This window comes from Vibrio sp. 10N.261.54.E10, from assembly GCF_002877735.2.
GTDB classification, from domain to species: Bacteria; Pseudomonadota; Gammaproteobacteria; order Enterobacterales; family Vibrionaceae; genus Vibrio; species Vibrio crassostreae_C.
The window spans coordinates 711,022-727,909 of record NZ_MCXE02000003.1 but is presented as its reverse complement, the minus strand read 5'-3'; the positions used below and the strand labels follow the sequence as shown (position 1 = coordinate 727,909).

At 45.1% G+C, this 16,888-nt stretch carries 25 protein-coding genes; 1 reads left to right on the top strand and 24 read right to left on the bottom strand.

Annotated features, from left to right (window positions below; genetic code table 11):
- Window positions 1–406: 406 nt before the first annotated feature.
- The 7 genes from BCU07_RS22400 to dusA all read right to left on the bottom strand — a co-directional run bounded on the left by BCU07_RS22400 (window position 407) and on the right by dusA (window position 7,554).
- Window positions 407–1,183 carry a phosphoadenylyl-sulfate reductase gene (locus BCU07_RS22400; protein WP_017059954.1) on the bottom strand — a complete coding sequence of 259 codons (777 nt, stop codon included), beginning with the start codon at window positions 1,181–1,183 and terminating at the stop codon, window positions 407–409.
- Complete coding sequence (gene cysI, locus BCU07_RS22395) at window positions 1,176–2,903, bottom strand: assimilatory sulfite reductase (NADPH) hemoprotein subunit (RefSeq protein WP_065584776.1); 1,728 nt, start codon at window positions 2,901–2,903, stop codon at window positions 1,176–1,178. Before cysI ends, BCU07_RS22400 begins: the two co-directional genes overlap by 8 nt.
- Entirely contained in the window at window positions 2,903–4,768 is a 1,866-nt protein-coding gene (locus tag BCU07_RS22390) for an assimilatory sulfite reductase (NADPH) flavoprotein subunit (protein WP_065584778.1), read from the bottom strand. Before BCU07_RS22390 ends, cysI begins: the two co-directional genes overlap by 1 nt.
- A 123-nt stretch (window positions 4,769–4,891) precedes the next feature.
- On the bottom strand, window positions 4,892–5,122 hold the full coding sequence (locus BCU07_RS22385) for a hypothetical protein (protein WP_004735813.1): 231 nt from the start codon (window positions 5,120–5,122) through the stop codon (window positions 4,892–4,894).
- Window positions 5,123–5,314: 192 nt separating this feature from the next.
- On the bottom strand, window positions 5,315–5,986 hold the full coding sequence (locus BCU07_RS22380; protein ID WP_102333451.1) for a TIGR04219 family outer membrane beta-barrel protein: 672 nt from the start codon (window positions 5,984–5,986) through the stop codon (window positions 5,315–5,317).
- A gap of 135 nt (window positions 5,987–6,121) precedes the next feature.
- Window positions 6,122–6,343, bottom strand: coding sequence for an envelope stress response protein PspG (pspG, locus tag BCU07_RS22375; protein ID WP_017059950.1), 222 nt, complete (start codon window positions 6,341–6,343; stop codon window positions 6,122–6,124).
- A 206-nt stretch (window positions 6,344–6,549) separates the two neighbouring features.
- Complete coding sequence (dusA, locus tag BCU07_RS22370) at window positions 6,550–7,554, bottom strand: tRNA dihydrouridine(20/20a) synthase DusA (protein ID WP_019822275.1); 1,005 nt, start codon at window positions 7,552–7,554, stop codon at window positions 6,550–6,552.
- 104 nt (window positions 7,555–7,658) lie between these two features.
- Here dusA and BCU07_RS22365 point away from each other — a divergent pair, with 104 nt between their 5' ends.
- Window positions 7,659–8,723: a site-specific integrase gene (locus BCU07_RS22365; RefSeq protein WP_102428675.1), complete on the top strand. Its 1,065-nt coding sequence runs from the start codon at window positions 7,659–7,661 to the stop codon at window positions 8,721–8,723.
- 137 nt (window positions 8,724–8,860) lie between these two features.
- Here the strand turns inward: BCU07_RS22365 and BCU07_RS22360 are convergent, their stop codons facing one another.
- The 17 genes from BCU07_RS22360 to BCU07_RS22280 form a co-directional block, all read right to left on the bottom strand.
- Entirely contained in the window at window positions 8,861–9,559 is a 699-nt protein-coding gene (locus tag BCU07_RS22360) for a hypothetical protein (protein ID WP_229648344.1), read from the bottom strand.
- A gap of 176 nt (window positions 9,560–9,735) precedes the next feature.
- Window positions 9,736–9,867: a hypothetical protein gene (locus BCU07_RS22355; protein WP_258166914.1), complete on the bottom strand. Its 132-nt coding sequence runs from the start codon at window positions 9,865–9,867 to the stop codon at window positions 9,736–9,738.
- Window positions 9,867–10,277, bottom strand: a complete 411-nt coding sequence (locus BCU07_RS22350; RefSeq protein ID WP_048666340.1) for a hypothetical protein — start codon at window positions 10,275–10,277, stop codon at window positions 9,867–9,869. The genes BCU07_RS22355 and BCU07_RS22350 overlap by 1 nt, the downstream gene beginning before the upstream one ends.
- A complete protein-coding gene (locus BCU07_RS22345; RefSeq protein WP_048666341.1) occupies window positions 10,274–10,702 on the bottom strand; it encodes a M15 family metallopeptidase in 429 nt (142 codons plus the stop codon). The genes BCU07_RS22350 and BCU07_RS22345 overlap by 4 nt, the downstream gene beginning before the upstream one ends.
- A gap of 59 nt (window positions 10,703–10,761) precedes the next feature.
- Window positions 10,762–11,094 carry a hypothetical protein gene (locus tag BCU07_RS22340; RefSeq protein ID WP_102428673.1) on the bottom strand — a complete coding sequence of 111 codons (333 nt, stop codon included), beginning with the start codon at window positions 11,092–11,094 and terminating at the stop codon, window positions 10,762–10,764.
- A complete protein-coding gene (locus BCU07_RS22335) occupies window positions 11,091–11,513 on the bottom strand; it encodes a hypothetical protein (protein ID WP_102428672.1) in 423 nt (140 codons plus the stop codon). Before BCU07_RS22335 ends, BCU07_RS22340 begins: the two co-directional genes overlap by 4 nt.
- A complete protein-coding gene (locus BCU07_RS22330) occupies window positions 11,513–12,136 on the bottom strand; it encodes a hypothetical protein (protein ID WP_102428671.1) in 624 nt (207 codons plus the stop codon). The genes BCU07_RS22335 and BCU07_RS22330 overlap by 1 nt, the downstream gene beginning before the upstream one ends.
- Entirely contained in the window at window positions 12,133–13,089 is a 957-nt protein-coding gene (locus BCU07_RS22325) for a hypothetical protein (protein ID WP_102428670.1), read from the bottom strand. The genes BCU07_RS22330 and BCU07_RS22325 overlap by 4 nt, the downstream gene beginning before the upstream one ends.
- Complete coding sequence (locus tag BCU07_RS22320) at window positions 13,070–13,276, bottom strand: hypothetical protein (protein WP_048658788.1); 207 nt, start codon at window positions 13,274–13,276, stop codon at window positions 13,070–13,072. The genes BCU07_RS22325 and BCU07_RS22320 overlap by 20 nt, the downstream gene beginning before the upstream one ends.
- Window positions 13,276–13,422 carry a hypothetical protein gene (locus BCU07_RS22315; protein WP_170960973.1) on the bottom strand — a complete coding sequence of 49 codons (147 nt, stop codon included), beginning with the start codon at window positions 13,420–13,422 and terminating at the stop codon, window positions 13,276–13,278. Before BCU07_RS22315 ends, BCU07_RS22320 begins: the two co-directional genes overlap by 1 nt.
- Window positions 13,423–13,425: 3 nt before the next feature.
- Window positions 13,426–13,698, bottom strand: a complete 273-nt coding sequence (locus BCU07_RS22310; protein WP_048666224.1) for a hypothetical protein — start codon at window positions 13,696–13,698, stop codon at window positions 13,426–13,428.
- A 9-nt stretch (window positions 13,699–13,707) separates the two neighbouring features.
- Complete coding sequence (locus tag BCU07_RS22305) at window positions 13,708–14,523, bottom strand: major capsid protein P2 (RefSeq protein WP_102428669.1); 816 nt, start codon at window positions 14,521–14,523, stop codon at window positions 13,708–13,710.
- Between the two features lie 12 nt (window positions 14,524–14,535).
- On the bottom strand, window positions 14,536–14,664 hold the full coding sequence (locus BCU07_RS22300) for a hypothetical protein (RefSeq protein ID WP_017081565.1): 129 nt from the start codon (window positions 14,662–14,664) through the stop codon (window positions 14,536–14,538).
- Window positions 14,665–14,795: 131 nt separating this feature from the next.
- On the bottom strand, window positions 14,796–15,560 hold the full coding sequence (locus tag BCU07_RS22295; RefSeq protein WP_102428668.1) for a hypothetical protein: 765 nt from the start codon (window positions 15,558–15,560) through the stop codon (window positions 14,796–14,798).
- Window positions 15,520–15,987, bottom strand: coding sequence for a hypothetical protein (locus BCU07_RS22290; protein WP_102428667.1), 468 nt, complete (start codon window positions 15,985–15,987; stop codon window positions 15,520–15,522). Before BCU07_RS22290 ends, BCU07_RS22295 begins: the two co-directional genes overlap by 41 nt.
- Window positions 15,971–16,546 carry a hypothetical protein gene (locus tag BCU07_RS22285; protein WP_372123335.1) on the bottom strand — a complete coding sequence of 192 codons (576 nt, stop codon included), beginning with the start codon at window positions 16,544–16,546 and terminating at the stop codon, window positions 15,971–15,973. Before BCU07_RS22285 ends, BCU07_RS22290 begins: the two co-directional genes overlap by 17 nt.
- Complete coding sequence (locus BCU07_RS22280) at window positions 16,524–16,841, bottom strand: hypothetical protein (protein ID WP_102428665.1); 318 nt, start codon at window positions 16,839–16,841, stop codon at window positions 16,524–16,526. Before BCU07_RS22280 ends, BCU07_RS22285 begins: the two co-directional genes overlap by 23 nt.
- Window positions 16,842–16,888: the final 47 nt, after the last annotated feature.

The window sequence follows — 16,888 nt, the reverse complement described above, 5'->3', positions numbered from 1 at the left end:
GAGCTTCTCTTCGTTGTGACTTACATCACTTCGGAAGAGGCGGCCATTCTAGCGATTTAATTCTCAGTGTCAAACACTTATTTGGAATTAATTCCTACTTTCTAAAAGTAGAAGCGAATCATCGCTTAAAGCTAGTTGCCTTACTAACATTTCTCGCTGAAGCCTTGTGGCGTCTGCCGTGTCAGTGAGGCGGCATTATAGAGATGTTCATCACATTGGCAAGTGTTTATTAAAGAAAGATGCAAAAATAACGATTACATGGCGAATAAACACTCAAAGCCTTATTTGTGCAAGTTTAACTACAGAGTACTTACAAAATAACCACAGACTTATCCACAATTGATCTAATTTTCATCCTAGAAAACAAAAAAGCTGCCTCATGGCAGCTTTTTAAATGGCAACGAGTCTAAATCCCAGAACCATATTGCTCTCCATCATCTTCATGGAGACCACATTCGCGTTTCAACCCATTAAAACGAGTTTCCTCTTCAGTCATACCCGGTTCCCACTTCTTAGTTGTATGTGTATCTCCAACAGAAAGGTAACCCTGCTCTCGAAGCGGGTGATAACCGAGACCATGCTCTTCTAGGTAATAGTGAACATCTTTATTCGTCCAATCGATTACCGGCAAAAATTTAAACACACCATTTTGGATAGATAAGATTGGCAAATTTGCACGCGATTGAGATTGCTCTCTTCTTAAACCGGAAAACCATGTCCCAGCCTCGAGCTCATCCAACGCTCTTCTCATCGGTTCAACTTTATTAAGCTTGTTGTACTTCTCTATCCCTTCTATACCTTGATCCCAAAGTTTTCCATATTGCGCTTCTTGCCAATTAGGGCTCTGTTGGGCGCGAAAGACTTGAAGGTTTAGAGTCAACTTCTGACTTAACTCATCAATAAAGCGATAGGTCTCCGGAAATAGATACCCTGTGTCAGTCAAAATAACCGGAATATCTGGTTTTGCTTGGGTCACTAGGTGCAACATCAATGCTGCTTGGATTCCGAAACTAGAAGACACAACATGTGTCCCTTCTAAATTATCTAAAGCCCACTTAACTCTTTCTAATGCGGTTAGCTGCTCTAACTCTGCGTTGATTTGTCCAAGACGAAGTATTTGCTCCGTCTTAGTCAATGCGAGTAGCTCTGCTAACTTCAATTTTGAAGCGACAGAATTATGCATGCAGATCCCTCTTGGAAATGATCACCTCTTCGATGATGCCAGCTCGGATTGTAAAATCACCGAACCCTTCTTTGTCGTTGCGTTCTGTAGCCCAACGTCCCACCAGCGCATCAATCTCTTCTAAGATCTGAGCTGATGTGATGTTCTCTTTATACATCTTAGGGATACGAGTTCCGGCCTTGTTGCCACCTAGGTGCATGTTGTAACGCCCCGGAGCCTTACCCACTAAACCAAGTTCAGCCAACATTGCACGACCACAACCGTTTGGACAACCTGTGATTCGAAGGATGATGTTATCTTCTTCTGGTAATCCATGTTTTTTCAGAATGTCTTCAACATCCGTTACAAACTCAGGAAGAAAGCGCTCAGCTTCTGCCATTGCTAAAGGACATGTTGGGAAAGCCACACACGCCATTGAGTTTTTACGTTGCTCTGAAACAGCATCATCCATCAAGCCATATTGACGCGCCAGTTTTTCAATCTTGGCCTTTTGACTCGTCGACACACCCGCAACAATTAGGTTTTGGTTTGCAGTCATGCGGAAGTCACCTTTGTGGATCTTCGCTATTTCAGCAACACCTGTTTTCAGAGCTTTACCCGGAAAATCAAGTAAACGACCATTCTCGATGAATAACGCCAAGTGGTGCTTACCATCAATGCCTTCCGCCCAACCAATGCGATCACCACGGCCAGTAAACTCATAAGGACGGCTTTCAGAAAATTCTACGCCTGCACGCTTTTCTACTTCTGCTTTGAATACATCAATACCAACACGGTCTAGTGTGTATTTGGTTTTTGCATTCTTACGGTTTGAACGGTTACCCCAGTCACGCTGAGTCGTTACCACCGCCGCTGCTACATCTAACGTTTTATCTAATGGCACAAAACCAAAGTCGTCAGCTTTACGTGCATAAGTAGAGGTATCACCATGTGTCATAGCAAGACCGCCACCGACTAACACATTAAAGCCCACCAGCTTTCCGTCTTCAGCAATAGCAACAAAGTTAAGATCGTTAGCATGGACGTCCACATCATTTTGCGGAGGAATGACAACCGTCGTCTTGAACTTACGCGGTAGGTAGTTGCTACCAAGGATAGGTTCTTCATCCGTTGTTTCTAGTTTTTCACCATCTAACCAGATTTCTGCATAAGCACGAGTCTTCGGTAATAGATGTTCACTGATCTTTTTCGCCCACTCGTAAGCTTCTTGATGAAGTTCAGATTCAACCGGGTTTGTCGTACATAGAACATTTCGGTTTACATCACCCGCTGTCGCAATTGAATCAATGCCAATGCTATTTAGCGTTTGGTGCATCAACTTAATGTTCGGCTTCAAGACACCGTGGAACTGAAACGTTTGACGAGTTGTTAGACGAATTGAACCGTAAGAGGTACTTTCGTCTGCGAACTTATCAATCGCCAACCACTGCTTAGGGGTAATGATGCCACCAGGCATACGAGCACGAAGCATGACGTTATGTAACGGTTCGAGCTTTTGTTTGGTACGTTCGTTACGAATATCACGGTCGTCTTGTTGATACATACCGTGGAAACGAATCAACTGAAAGTTATCAGCAGTAAAGCCACCTGTTATGCGGTCTTGGAGATCTTGTTCAATCGTACCGCGTAGGTTATTACTTTCACGCTTAAGACGCTCATTGTCAGCCAAAGGTCCAAGTACTTGACCTAGCACTTCTTGCTCTATTACTTGCTTGCTCATTAGTACACATCCCTTTGGTAACGTTTCGCTTTACGTAAATCATTAATATATTGTTCAGCTTGCTCGCGGCTCTGGTTGCCATGCTTTTCCGCTATCGAAACTAACGCTTCATGAACATCTTTAGCCATTCGAGTCGCATCGCCACAGACATAGAGGTACGCGCCCTCTTGCAGCCATTGCCACACCTGCTCTGCTTGTTCGATTAAACGGTCCTGAACATAAACCTTTTCTTTTTGGTCACGGCTAAAGGCAACATCGAGCTTAGTTAGCGCGCCAGACTTGAGGTACTTTTGCCATTCAACTTGGTATAAGAAATCTTGAGTAAAGGTACGGTCACCAAAGAACAACCAGCTTTTTCCTTCAGCATCATTGTTTTCACGCTCTTGAACAAAACTGCGGAACGGTGCGATACCGGTACCCGGGCCGACCATGATGATTGGTGTATTGTCGTCTTGTGGTAATTTGAAGTTATTGTTGTTCTCAACAAACACCTTCACTTCACCACCCTCTTCAAGACGTTGAGCTAAGAAGCTAGAAGCTCCGCCTAAACGAGACTCTTCGCCTTTTTGGTATTCAACCAAACCAACCGTCAAGTGAACTTCTTCATCTACTTCTGCTTGGCTTGATGCAATAGAATAGAGACGCGGTGTCAGCTTACGTAACAGGCCAATTAACTCATCAGCCGATAGCTTAGTTTTCTTCTCAGCTAAAACATCGACAACTTGAGTATTACCCGCGTATTCACGAAGCTTGTCTTTATCTTCCACCAGCTTGATTAACTTCTTGCTGCCCGATAACTCAGCAAACTTAGTCACAAGTTGAGGGTTTGAAGTGGTAATCTCAAATTTACTCACTAGCGCACTATGGATAGATAGATTCTCACCATCGACATCGACACTTTCGATACCCGATAACCCAACCTTAGAAAGAATCTGATTTGCGAGTTCTGAACTGTTTTCATACCATACGCCTAGCGCATCGCCGGGTTGGTAGGTAATGCCCGACTCATCAAGATCAATCTCGATATGACGAACATCTTTACCCGAGTCACGACCCGTGATCTTTTGACTGGTTAATAGTGTCGCTGTATATGGATTTTGTTTGGTGTATTGCGAATGACCGGCAGCTGCTTGGCCTACTGGTAACTGAACGATATCAGCCTCGGCACCTGTCGATAGCGTCTCTTTTACTTGCTCTAATGCTTTAGCGCGCCATTCCGTTGCTGATTCTTCGTAATCAACATCACAATCAAGACGGTCGACAAACGATTTAGCACCAAGCTTAGCGAGGAAGTTATCGAAGTCTTTAGCCGTTTGGCAGAAGAACTCATAGCTTGAGTCACCTAAACCAATCACACCGTATTGTAGGTTTGATAATTTTGGCGCTTTCTTCGATTGAAGGAATTCATGCAACTCAATCGCGTTATCAGGGGCTTCGCCCTCACCATTGGTTGAAGCGACGAAAATGACGTGTGTCTCTTTGGCTAGGTTCTTACCTTTATAATCACTCGCATCGAAAAGCTCGACGGCGATACCTAAGGCTTTTGCTTCTGCCTCTAGCGATTCAGCGACGCCTTTAGCATTACCGGTTTGAGAAGCGAAGATAATGCTGAGCTTACCCGCTGGCTTAGCCGCTACTGCAGCGGCCGCTTGAGCGATTGGCGCAGCAGCACCGACAGGCTGAGCTTGGCTCACTCCCCAAAGGTAACCACTGACCCATGCCAGTTGCTGTGAAGACAGTTCAGAAACAGTTTGCTGAAGATGACCCAATTGTTGGTCATTAAGTGGTGCTGCTAGCCCAGGTAACTCATTAGCCCCAGACTGTGCATTATTATTTTGTGAAGACTCTTTCTTATTTAAAGACATGGTCACGACATCCCTAATCATTGCGTGACGATAGATTAACCACTCCTTTTAATAACAAGAAAGAATAGAAAAGTATGTTTTATAACTTTTTGGAAGTAAAAACCGATTGAAACGCAAATTGACTTACTGGTTTTCAATACGCACTTGCTGAAAGCCAACCGCCATTGCCGATTTAGATGCTAGGTCTAAATCCGCGTAATGGCACTCTTCACCATGAACATCAGTAAGCAGAACAAAGCCACCTCCCATATGGCGAAACTCCACAACCCAAGACCCTTCTTGAATTGAGGGCTCTATGATCGCTTCAACTAACAGATTTTCTCTATATAAATTTCGTAATTCATTGAGTGTCATATTCCATCCCTTGCTTTGACCTCACTACATAGACCTTATAAGAATAGACGCAAATTGGCTCTCTGTATTAAGGATGGTCGAAAGTGATGAATGTGCTAACTAATTCCAGAAAGATATAATCAATAGATATAAAAAAACGCCACTTAATAAAGTGGCGTTCTTAAAATTCGTTCTAAATTTGCTTTATATGGCCTAGAAGCGCACTTCAGCACCAGCAAACCAACCATCGACCATGACAAAGCTCTTGCCTAGTTCTGAGCTAAAGAACTCATCCGAATCTAAATCGATAACACGGTAACCACCACGCAGGGCAATTTCAGATTCTGATACTGGAATTCGGTACTGAACACCCGCCATCAAGTCAGTGCTCTTAATACCACTGCTATCACCGAACTCCATCGTACCAATGATATCGAAGTTAGTGTCCGGCACATTGATCTCTGCGTTACCGTAGAAGCTCCACGTGAACTCATCAAACGTCGATGTTTTCGCACCTGTTGCTTTTGGTTCAATGTAATTCGAGTTTGAGTATTGAGTAAACGTCACACCCGCATCGAAGTTCATCTGCTTGTGATCTAACAACGTGTAATAGAAGGTGTAGTCGTACTTATCGAAAGCCAATGAATCTGCATCAACAGAAGTATAGCGAAAGCTAGCGTTTGGTAGCATCGGGGCATTATGCTCAAATGCGAAATACAACGAAGGTGAGTTAGAATCGTCATCTTGTCTAACTTCGTTTAGCTTTGTACTTCCCCACCACATATCGGCACCGACTTTAGCCGTGTAAGAAAACTCTTCTTCAGCAGACACTGCTGAACTTAAAGATAGCATTCCCACTAAAGCAATTAATGGCATTTTATTCATTTGAGATAGCTCCAATTCCATATCGTAGTGCTAATTGTATGCACATTCATAGATTATTGGGGAAAATTCTACCACACATCTTAAATTCTAAAACGATAAACCGCTGACGAGTAAAGATTTGACGGCACGATGACCTTAGTAACGTCTCTGGTTAGAACTGTGTACAAAATTTTTGAAAAACCACACACCGATTGCAATCACGATCAACCAAGGCAGTAACTTAAACACGACGCCCATCATACCTAAGACCAACATGACTAATAACGCCACTCCGGTTGCAGCCAATACCGTCATAAACGTAATACCAGTGACAAGTAGAGTCGCAACGAAAATAAGAACAAATATTAATTCAAACATAATGGTCTCCCTAATGAGTTAATGACCTATCTTTCCTACTTTCTAACATTGCAGCTTCCATACCAAGTATGCCAACCCTATAAAATCCTTATTTATCAGATAAATAAAAAGCCACACATCTTCATGCGTGGCTTTTCGGAAACTTATAGTGGTAAATTTAACCTCTAGTGGCGAATTTAACCTTAAGTTTTTAACTTAGAGGGAGCTTAAACATTTAGCTCTTTAGGGATCTTAGCCAATGCTGTTTGCATCACTTCAATACCTGCACCTTTCTTATGTGCGTTTTCACTGATGTAGCGACGCCATTGTCTTGCACCAGGCATGCTTTGAAACAAACCAAGCATGTGACGAGATATGTGACCTAAGCTTGCGCCATTTGAAAGTTCACGCTCGATGTACGGGTACATCTCTTCGACAACCTGTGAGCGCTTCTTAATTGGTGTGTCTAAACCAAAGATCTGTTGATCAACTTCAGCCAAAATAAATGGGCTATGGTAAGCCTCACGACCAATCATCACACCATCAAGGTGTTGCAAGTGCTCCTTAGTTTGCTCAAGAGTAGTAATGCCACCATTCACGGCAATCACCAGATCAGAGAAATCTTTCTTGATTTGGTATGCACGATCATAATCTAGCGGTGGGATCTCACGGTTCTCTTTCGGGCTAAGGCCACTCAACCACGCTTTACGCGCGTGAATAGTAAATTGCTCACAGCCACCTTTTTCAGAAACCGTCGAAACAAACTTAGTTAGAAACTCATAAGAGTCTTGGTCATCGATACCGATACGCGTTTTCACGGTAATTGGAATATCAGTGACTTCTTTCATCGCTGAAACACAATCTGCCACCAACTCGGGCTCAGCCATCAAGCATGCACCAAATCGACCATTCTGAACTCGGTCTGAAGGGCAACCTACGTTAAGATTCACTTCATCGTAACCACGCTCACCAGCAAGCTTGGCACAAGCCGCAAGATCAACCGGGTTTGAACCACCGAGTTGAAGTGCAAGAGGATGTTCTTGCTCGTTATATTCTAGGAAGTCGCCCTTACCATGTAAGATCGCGCCCGTTGTTACCATTTCCGTGTACAGAAGAGTCTGCTGAGAAAGCAAACGGTGAAAGTAACGACAGTGGCGGTCAGTCCAATCGAGCATGGGTGCAACAGAAAGTCGGTTACTAGCGTATTTACTGGTTTTATTAGTGTTTGTCATGATTCAGTCTCAATTAATACTGTACAAACATACAGTGAATTACCTAGAATTAAACGGAATTACTTCCTGTAGTACCCCTCAAGTACCCCTTTAGGAGTTGGACAATGGCAAGTTATACCATCGAGACCAGAAAGCTAAAAAGCGGTGAACCAAGGTTCAAGGTAACAATCATCGTTAAAAAGAATTCGCGCATTATACACAGGGAAAGCAAAACTCTAAAAAAGAAAGCACTCGCTAAATCTTTCGGTAAAAAAAGGGTAGCTGAACTAGAAGCTCAAGGGGTACTCAATCAGCCAAAAACAGTCCCCCTTTCGGTACTCCTCGATTTATTCATGTCCGAACGAGATCTTTGGGACAATACAGGCCGCACCAAACGCTATGTGATTAAGATGCTTAGGGATTGCGACATCGCCCAAGTTGAGAGTAATCAGCTACGAACTAGCGACTTAATCGAGCACTGTAAAAACAGAAAAGGCGCAGGAACCAAACCCGCAACGATTTATCATGATATTGCTTACCTACGTTCTGTAATGAAAAAGTCTAAGCCTGTCTTCAACATCGACACCAATCACCAGATATTTGATGAAGCCGTACCTGTTCTGATTGATATGGGGTTAGTCGGTAAAAGTCAGAAACGAACACGCCGCCCCACATCTGAAGAACTGAAACTCTTAAAGCTTGGATTAGAACAACGTGAATCTTTCCGGCCAAACGGCACAACTCGAATCCCGTTCACCGATATTCTTGAGTTCAGCATTCTTACTTGTATGCGAATTGGTGAAGTCTGCAAGCTACGTTGGGAAGACCTCAATCAAGAACACAAAACGATACTCGTTAGAGATAGAAAAGACCCAAGGAAGAAAGAAGGTAATCATATGATTGTGCCGTTGCTTGGTGAGTCATTTGAGATCGTGCTAAAGCAGCCAAATAAAGGTGAGCTTATTTTCCCGTACAACTCACGAAGTGTGAGCACGGGGTTTCAGAGAGTTAGGAACGAATTAGGTATTGAGGATTTGAGGTACCACGATTTAAGAAGAGAGGGAGCGAGTCGATTGTTTGAGAAAGGGTACTCCATTGAAGAAGTAGCTCAAGTAACTGGGCATCGAAACTTGAATATTTTATGGCAAGTTTATACTCAGCTATTTCCACATAAACTGCATAATAAATAAAATTTAAACCCGTAAAGCGATTATGGGTCTCACACCCAAAAACAAAATAGGTGTGAGCACCTGAGTGGTCTATCAGTATCGATTTTGCTAATTAAACACTATATCAAGTAGCAAAATGGCTTTTGAATATCTTTCTATCAACTCTTTGGAGCACTACCCCAAAGTAAAGCTGTCTCACTTCCTAAAAGTCCTGCCAAGTAATCAATTCCCTGATGCTGCACAGTGAGGAGTACCCCACTATATGCCCCATTCATTTGCGTCAAAGCACATGATGTAGCACTTGCTTTTTCTACATTGAAATACGCTCCCTTACGCACTAAATTTCCAGTAACAGTACAAATACCATTAACAATAAATGAACCGTCAGCAAAGATTTCCCAAGTAGTACCATCAGTATCAGTATGCGTTCCTACAATTTCAGCCAACGGCAAAGAATCTGAAACTTTGTTCATCGAGTACGCTAAGTTCCTACCGTTAAAAGTAGCTTTTAGCTCCACAGAGGTATCATTAAAGTCTGCTGTTATTTCTTGGCTGCTATCTTTCAAGAAATCAACCTCGTCAGCATACGTTACACCTACGGCCTTCATCTGATTCTTGGTTGTAGTCGCGCTATCGGTAAAATAGACGCTATCACTTCCGAAATCCCCCACAATCAAATTATTTTCAGAACGAGAAGAATCAACTAACAGCACCGCAAAATCTGTACTATTAAAATAAATCCCATTGTTTGAAAATGAATCATTGCTTTCTGAGGTCGAACTGTCCTCATCACCGCCGCCACAACCTCCTACTAGAAGTAATACAGACGTAATTAAAAATACTGTTGATCCTTTCATCTCAATTATCCTTATTTACAAAAGCTCGAGCAAAAACTAGCAATCGCAAATAAGATAAAATAATAAATAATTATAATTTCAGTGTGATTTATGAAGTGAGTTTTGCTTTCACAACACGCCCATCTTTGACAAAGCGATACCCATTTTTTAACGTACCGCTTCTTTTGCCCCCTGTTTTAGCCATTCTTTTTACCCTCTAAAATTGTTTCAATGATGGTTAAGCGTTTATCTTGCTTCCATAACACAACGAGTAACGCTATCCAGGTCGGTGATAAGCCCATGCTGTTCAGTGAGACGAGTAGCTCCATTACTTACCCCTGAATTTAAATGAAAAGAACTCCAGTAAGTAACGCACCATAGAGCGAAAACCAAACGTGTCGATGACCACTGCGCCCACTATGTACCAATAGTACTCAGGCACAAATTCCAACGCTTTGAAGCCTTCTTGCACATACTCGGCATAGTCTGGGATAAACGATAAAATCAGAGGAACAAACACCACCAAGAGAATGAACTCATCTTTAAGGCCACGATCTTTGAGGCTCACCCTATCCAAATCAGCGGCCTTTTCATCCCCAGACTGTAAACGCTTCACTTGAGCTCGGTGACGCTCTTGCTCAAGCTCATCTTGTCGCTTGAGGGCATTCGCTTTATTGAGGCCGTGCTGCTTATAGGCATCAATGCCGCCAGTGATGAGGTTTGCGATGGCGCCTATCATGCATAAACCCGTTTATCGAGCTCCACATGAGGCCCATCTTTAAAGCTAACCCAATCCCCACCCCAGACAATAGGGACATTCAGCTCTTGCGCCGCTTGTTTAAACGCCCAACTGACTTGCTCGTAATAACTAAAGCCCCATGTGACTTTGTTGTTTTCGTCATACACGACAAAATCAATCGCATGCCCCGTTTGGTGCCGGCTTTTTTTGCTGTAGCCGTCTAATTGGCTGGCGCCTTTTTTGAAGAGGGCGTTTTGCTCTTCGGCCGTTCGCTTTCCCGAGGTAATCCCAAAATCAAACGGGGTTAACTCTATCGCCCTGCGAACCACGCGCTTGAGATCGCCATGAACCCCAATCATGCGTGACTCACTTCTTGCTGATAACGCAAACTGACTAAGTGCCTTATCCACGGTTTTTTTGTTCATGAAATACACTCCTAGTAAAGTGAAGAGCACAACGAGCGCACTCAACTTTTGAATGGTCATTATTCAAAGTCCGGTAACAGGGTCACGAGTAACGATCGAGCGGTTTCGCGCTTGGAGAGAACCTCTTGGGGGACGTCTGCGCCGGTTTCTACTTTACGGACTAAGTAAAAATCGGTCGCATTAAGGTAATGTTTAGCCTTTGTGCGCCTTTCAGATTGCTCTTTATTTTGTTGAGCCTCTAGTGACAGGACAAAAGCCTCACCAGTCCATCGGTAGAGTTCGGGATTAAGGGCGACGTCTTGCGTCAGTTGGACCTCTAAACTGATTAATTGAGTTGACGCTTGAGGCGCGTTAATCGTGACAATTCGCCCCTGCGTATCGACCTGTATCATCGCTCTAACTCCTTAAAGGTCGTTCGAGACACAATGCACACTTGAATATCAATATAATTGCAAGTAAATATGATTTTTTTCGCGTTGCTCGGTGTCAAAATAGGAATGAAATAAAATCGCCTTGAAAAGCCAGCCACAAAGGGAACTACCATTGCCCTATGGCTATTAGCTATCATCTCGTCATGATCATCAAAGCATTGAGACCAAAAGGAGACTTGATCTAAGTTCCTTGAATTTTCGCTATCCGACCAACCCACTCGTACTTCCAGTAGCTCTACATCATCTGACAGAGAAAACTCTACTTTTCGGTTTGTGGCATCTGAAACTTGAGCATACTGGTTGCTTAATACTAATGACTGAAAACCACCGTTTCCCGTCTTATCACCACGACTGCCAATAGGATTGTGAAGTTCAAACATTAGATAAACTCCCCAATACGAACACCATCCCCAGCAACGCCTTCCAATGTAATGGCTTCATTGCTTTTGATAAGGACATGACCACCGGCGACAACCTCAATCAACCCTTGAACCAAAACAGAGCGATCATTATCTTGATAGGTTTGAATAAAGAGTCCTTTCCGCTCTTCATTTCCCGCAATGCTTTGTTCATCTCCCGTTAAATCCAGATAGCCCGTATCGATCTTTTGCAAGGTGTAAAGGTCAGCAAGCTTCTTCACAGTTAGCGTGTCATTTTGAATGCGCGTCTTCACTTCTGCTTGAACGGCACTGACAGTGATGGGGGTTAAGATTTCGCTAATCGTGACGGAATTATTAATATCGATGTTTTGAGATTTGGTGCTGATGGGAATGTCCGCCACTTGATATTCAACCGTGACCGGTTCCGCCTGATGGTTAAAAAGTTCAAGCTCATCAAAACGAGTGATATCCACCGTATCACTCCGCCCGATTTCTGTAGGACGTAACGCGTCTCCGCGAAGCATGAGGGAATGGCTGGCTTCACGAATGATGAGGTATTTGCCAGCCTGACCTGCGTTAAACTGAACGCGTTCGCCCGCGCTTAGGGTATGGAGTTGTTTCATTTCTTACGCCCCGAGACTAAATAGGCCATGGTCATTAACGTGCCGAGAATGCCCACCATAAGAGACACGTTTTTCAACAGCTCATTATTGCTTTCGTTCTCACCCGTTTGCTCTCTTGCTTTGGACGCGTTCGCCATGGCAATCGCGGCTTTGGTGGTTTCCGTTTGTTGACCTGCCATGGATTTAATGGAATCTATCGCGTGCTCACTCAGGTTCGTGTTTGCCCCTATCGCATACTCACTCAGAGCAGCGTTGGACCCTAATGCACTCTCACCAAAGCTAAACGCGCCATCCAGTGCGCTTTCACCAAAACCAAGCGATGCATCTACGCTATCTGACGCCAAATCTAAGGCGTTATTGCCAAAGTTAAACGCCTCTTCTGCGGTCTTACCCGCCACCGCCATGGCACCGTGGTCCGTCATGCTTAAATTAATGTCAGAGTTTTCTATCCCTGACAGAGCAAAGCCGTTGTTATCACCACCAATGCCCAGACTGTTGTTTTTGTTGGTGGTCGTGGTGATGGTTTTCGCATTGCTCTTTGATTTACTCCGTCCACCCATGTCATCAAACCTTATTTGTAATACGTGCTCATTCTTGTGGGTCTCAATCTCTCGCACGGGCAATTGCAATTTACGTTGAATGTAGCGATAAGCGCCGCGCTGATTAAAGTGAGCGCGAATCGAATCAAACCCATTCGCCACTCCGTGATTGAGAGCACTGAGCGTCCCGATGGCCATGTCACCCGCTAAAGCCACCACAACCAACTCCTTAGCGCCGGAGGGGGATTGCTCGCCGCGTAACAACATGAACGTGTCTTCGACTCGATAGAGGGACTCTCGCCCCGCTTTCACTTCAATTTCAGCTTGCTTGATGTAGTCACCAAGCGCTTTAGTTAACTTCGGCTTGGCGTTTCCCCACGTTTCAGGAATTAAGTTACTTTCGAGTAAAAACATACAGCGCAAAAAGCGCCACGAGCGCTATTCCCCACCACGGTATGCCGTTATGACTGCCAAAGTTCATTGCGCCGGCCGTAAAGCCGCTGTTATTGGTGGTATTGGAGGTGTTCCCAGACGTTGCAGGTCCCGATGAGCCCCCCGTCAAGCCTCCGCCCCCCGTTAAAGAGGTGAGTGAGCCTAGCATTAGCGAAATACTCCCGATTTATAGGCAAGGTAGAGCAAAGCCATCACCGCAGTCGCAGTTAAGGTTTTTTTGAGCCCCTGACTCACTCCAAACCCGAGTGCCGTTCCTAGACCCAGACCGCCCAAACCGATAAAAAGTAATGGCATGCGCTAATCCTTGAAGAGAACAATGAGAAGAACCACCACCAAGAGCGCCGCTATCCCACCACCGACATAAAGTAAGGTGTTATCTTTCGCCACGACAGCGCCACCTTGTGGCGTTGTCACGGCATTGCCATTATTGTCGACCACTGGGGTGTTTGGCTGCTGCGTGGTGTTGGGATTAGACGAATTCGCGTTGTGACCAAATAACCAATCGGCATTTTCTCCCACGCTATCGAGTGCCCCTTCACCAAACTCCAACAGGTCATCAAAAAAGCTCATGCGTGCTCCTTAGTATTTACCTGCGAGCATTTCAGGGCGAACCACTTTGACCGATTCAATCAAAATAGGAATTGAGCCGGCAACGTCACTCGTGGTCACTGAAAATTTCAAATTAGAGCTGTGTTGTGTTGGGAAGAGCTCATCAATAGAAAAACCACGCACAATCGGATCAAAGTGAAAGTAACCCGCTTGCGGGGTACGTTCGTTTCGTTTGGCGTTCGCTTCATTGATGAATTTGTTGGCTTCGTACTCTTTCACAAAGTCACGTTCCACCTCTAGCTTAGTGATCCCCGCGTGCATAAAGTGCGCACGACGCAAGCTGATTAACGGACTTGAGACTAAGCTCGTAAATTCGTTTACCCCTTCTGCGTTCGCTGGCATGGTTTCACGCTTTATCATTGGAACCAAGATTCGGGCAGGTTGCGCATTGGTGACCCAAGCATGAACCTGAATAGACAGGGGATCGCCGCCGGATTTCGCCTTGAACTGAACATCCAAATGGATGTTATCGCCCGCTTCTGTCACCAGTCCTGTGTAACGAACCCCATTTTTAGTGCGAGCGGTAATGTCACTGAATGGGATCACGTAATGGCCGGTGGTATGAGCACGTTGCTTGTAACGCTCTAACATGAGGATCTCACTGCCCGTTAAGACATAGATTTCTTCTGCGTTCAGCGTAATAGACAAGCGTTCAATCTCGGCGGCCTCGGCATTCGTCTCTAACACTAACTCATGGTAAGTCGGCCCAACAGGAATAGGCAGCGTGCCTTTTTGTCCCCAAGCGGCCCCGACCATGGAATTCAGTTTGATTGGTTTTACTGACATGTTTGTCTCTCCTTAAAACCAGCCACGTTTGCCGTTGATGAGTTGTTTGACTGCTTCTAACGTTGAGACGTTATTAATGATGGCAATCATCAGTAAGGTCAGGACAACAGCAATCAAGATGTTTTTATGCTGAGCTTTCATACACTCCCCTGTCTCTCGACGTTGGATCTTGAATAATCAAATGAAGTGTTTATCAAAGAGGAAAAAGGTTGAAAAAGAAAGGAAGCGTTACCTATAGGTTAGATGGGTAACCTATAGGTTAAAAAGGGCGGTTACCGGTAGTTCAAATTGAGTGTTGAGCCTGACTGACAGTTCAACGCCTTATGCTCAATATTACCAATACCATCACGGATCAAGAGGTATTCCGCGATCGGTTTCCCGATACGTTGCTTGTTGACCTTAGCGGATTTCAACGTCGCAATAGTATTCACATCCAACCCGCGTTTATCCGCGATCCATTGAGCATCACTCAGAGAATTAACTGCGCCCACCCACCAAACACTGGATTGCTCGGTCACGGTTTTCGGTACCTCTTGACCTCGTTGAAATATGGAGTGCACCACAAGGCCATACTGACGCCCGCCACGCAACAGCTCACCCGCACGACCTCGAAGTTTGCCAGAGGTTTCTACGCAGGAGGCTAACTCTTCAATCACCGTATAGAGCCGGCTTGCTCGGCCGTTACCGACCGACCACACCACTGACGCGAAAAATTCCAACTCTTCATAGGTTGCCCCATTGGCTGGTACGTACGCCAACTTAAACGAGCCGCCACGATGACGCGCCATCACCAGCGATTTCACAAACGCTAGACGTGACTTCGTGCCGTGGCACATTTGCCCTTGAAACTTACTCCCCGCGTAATTGGCGTAGGGGTCAAAAAAGACCGCTTGTGCGGTTTTAGGGATTAACCCTAAATACTTAACGGCTGAGGTTTTTCCTCCTCCCGTTCCCGCTACATAGAGGGTGTGTTCGGCATCAAAGGATGGGTTAGCGTTAACGGGATTCGGTAGGGCTAGGGGTTTTGGTTTGTTCACCCTCGACCTCCTTAGCTTGTATCAAGACGGCCATTTGTTGTTTAGACATGTAGATCAAGCCCAAAACAGCCAGCAGTAACGTGGCCTCTTCGATGTAGTCCCCAAACACTCCCATCAAGGTTGAACCATGTTTGGCAAAGACCGGTTGCGCGGCATCAATGACGGCTTGTTTACCTTTACCGTCAAATTCAAACTCAACCCCTGAAATAATGGACGTGGCTTGTTCGGTCAAGGCGAACACAATATTCAGTAACCCCGCCATGGCTTCGGTTTTATCTTCGGTTACCGCTTCGGTTGAATCGGTTAGACTAACCGAATCGGTCTCACCTTGCTCTTGCTGTTCAAGCTGCTCAATGACCGCCCCAAAATCTCCCCAATCATCCAACGCCGTAGGCTCATCCAACAAGACCTCATTCGTTTGCTCCATGCTCACCCCCTTGCGTTGGTTCGGTTGTGGCTTTCGGTTTAGGTAGCAGTTGAGAAAATGCCCAGAGGAGGAAGATAACCGACACCAACGCTGTTATGACTCGTTTAAAGGAAAACGTGCTTTGGGTGTTTTCAGCTTCTTCATCGTCGGCGGTTTCGGTTACCTCTCGGTTGGAAACCGCGTCTTTACTGGTTTCCTGTGTTTCTTCCGGTTCGGTTAACCCCTCGGCTAGTTCGGTTACCTCTGTTCGGTTAGGTTCGGTTATCAAAACCGGATCAACCACCAACGGTTTCTCGGTGACCGTCGGCTGAAGTTCGGTTGAGTCAGCGACAAGATTCGCTTTAATGAACTTAGTCACTTCATGGCTATGTGAGCTGTTACCGCACTTCGGGCAACGGTAATACATCAATCCAATGTTGCGGCTGTTTTTGGGCGGTTCCCCTGTAGCGATGAGCTTCCCTTCCCCCACTTGATGGGCGCTGGCGACCGACTGACAAACTGGACAAGATATATACCCACGGATTGGGTTTTTATGTTCAGCCATGCTCCACCTCTGCACTTTCAATCTCATCAAGCTGCTGCTTTTGAGCCTCCACGACTGAGCGGTATTTCAGGCGAGCCACCCCATTGAGCTTTTCGAGGTGTTCAAGCTGCTCAAACAAGTTAACGGGAAGGCCTAACGCCTCCAGTGAAAGGTTGCCACTCACCAACATTCCCATGGCTTTTTTCATGAGTGCGCCGGTGTCCATTTCTTTAAAACGGTCAATTTCCACTTTTAGGCTGGCGGTCAGCTTATCAGCCGCATCGAGGGCGGCTAAATCTCGTTGACACTCCTCAAGCGATAGTCTTTTCATTGTCTTCCTCTGTCTCTCGACGTTGGTATTGGATAAAAGGCCCCTGA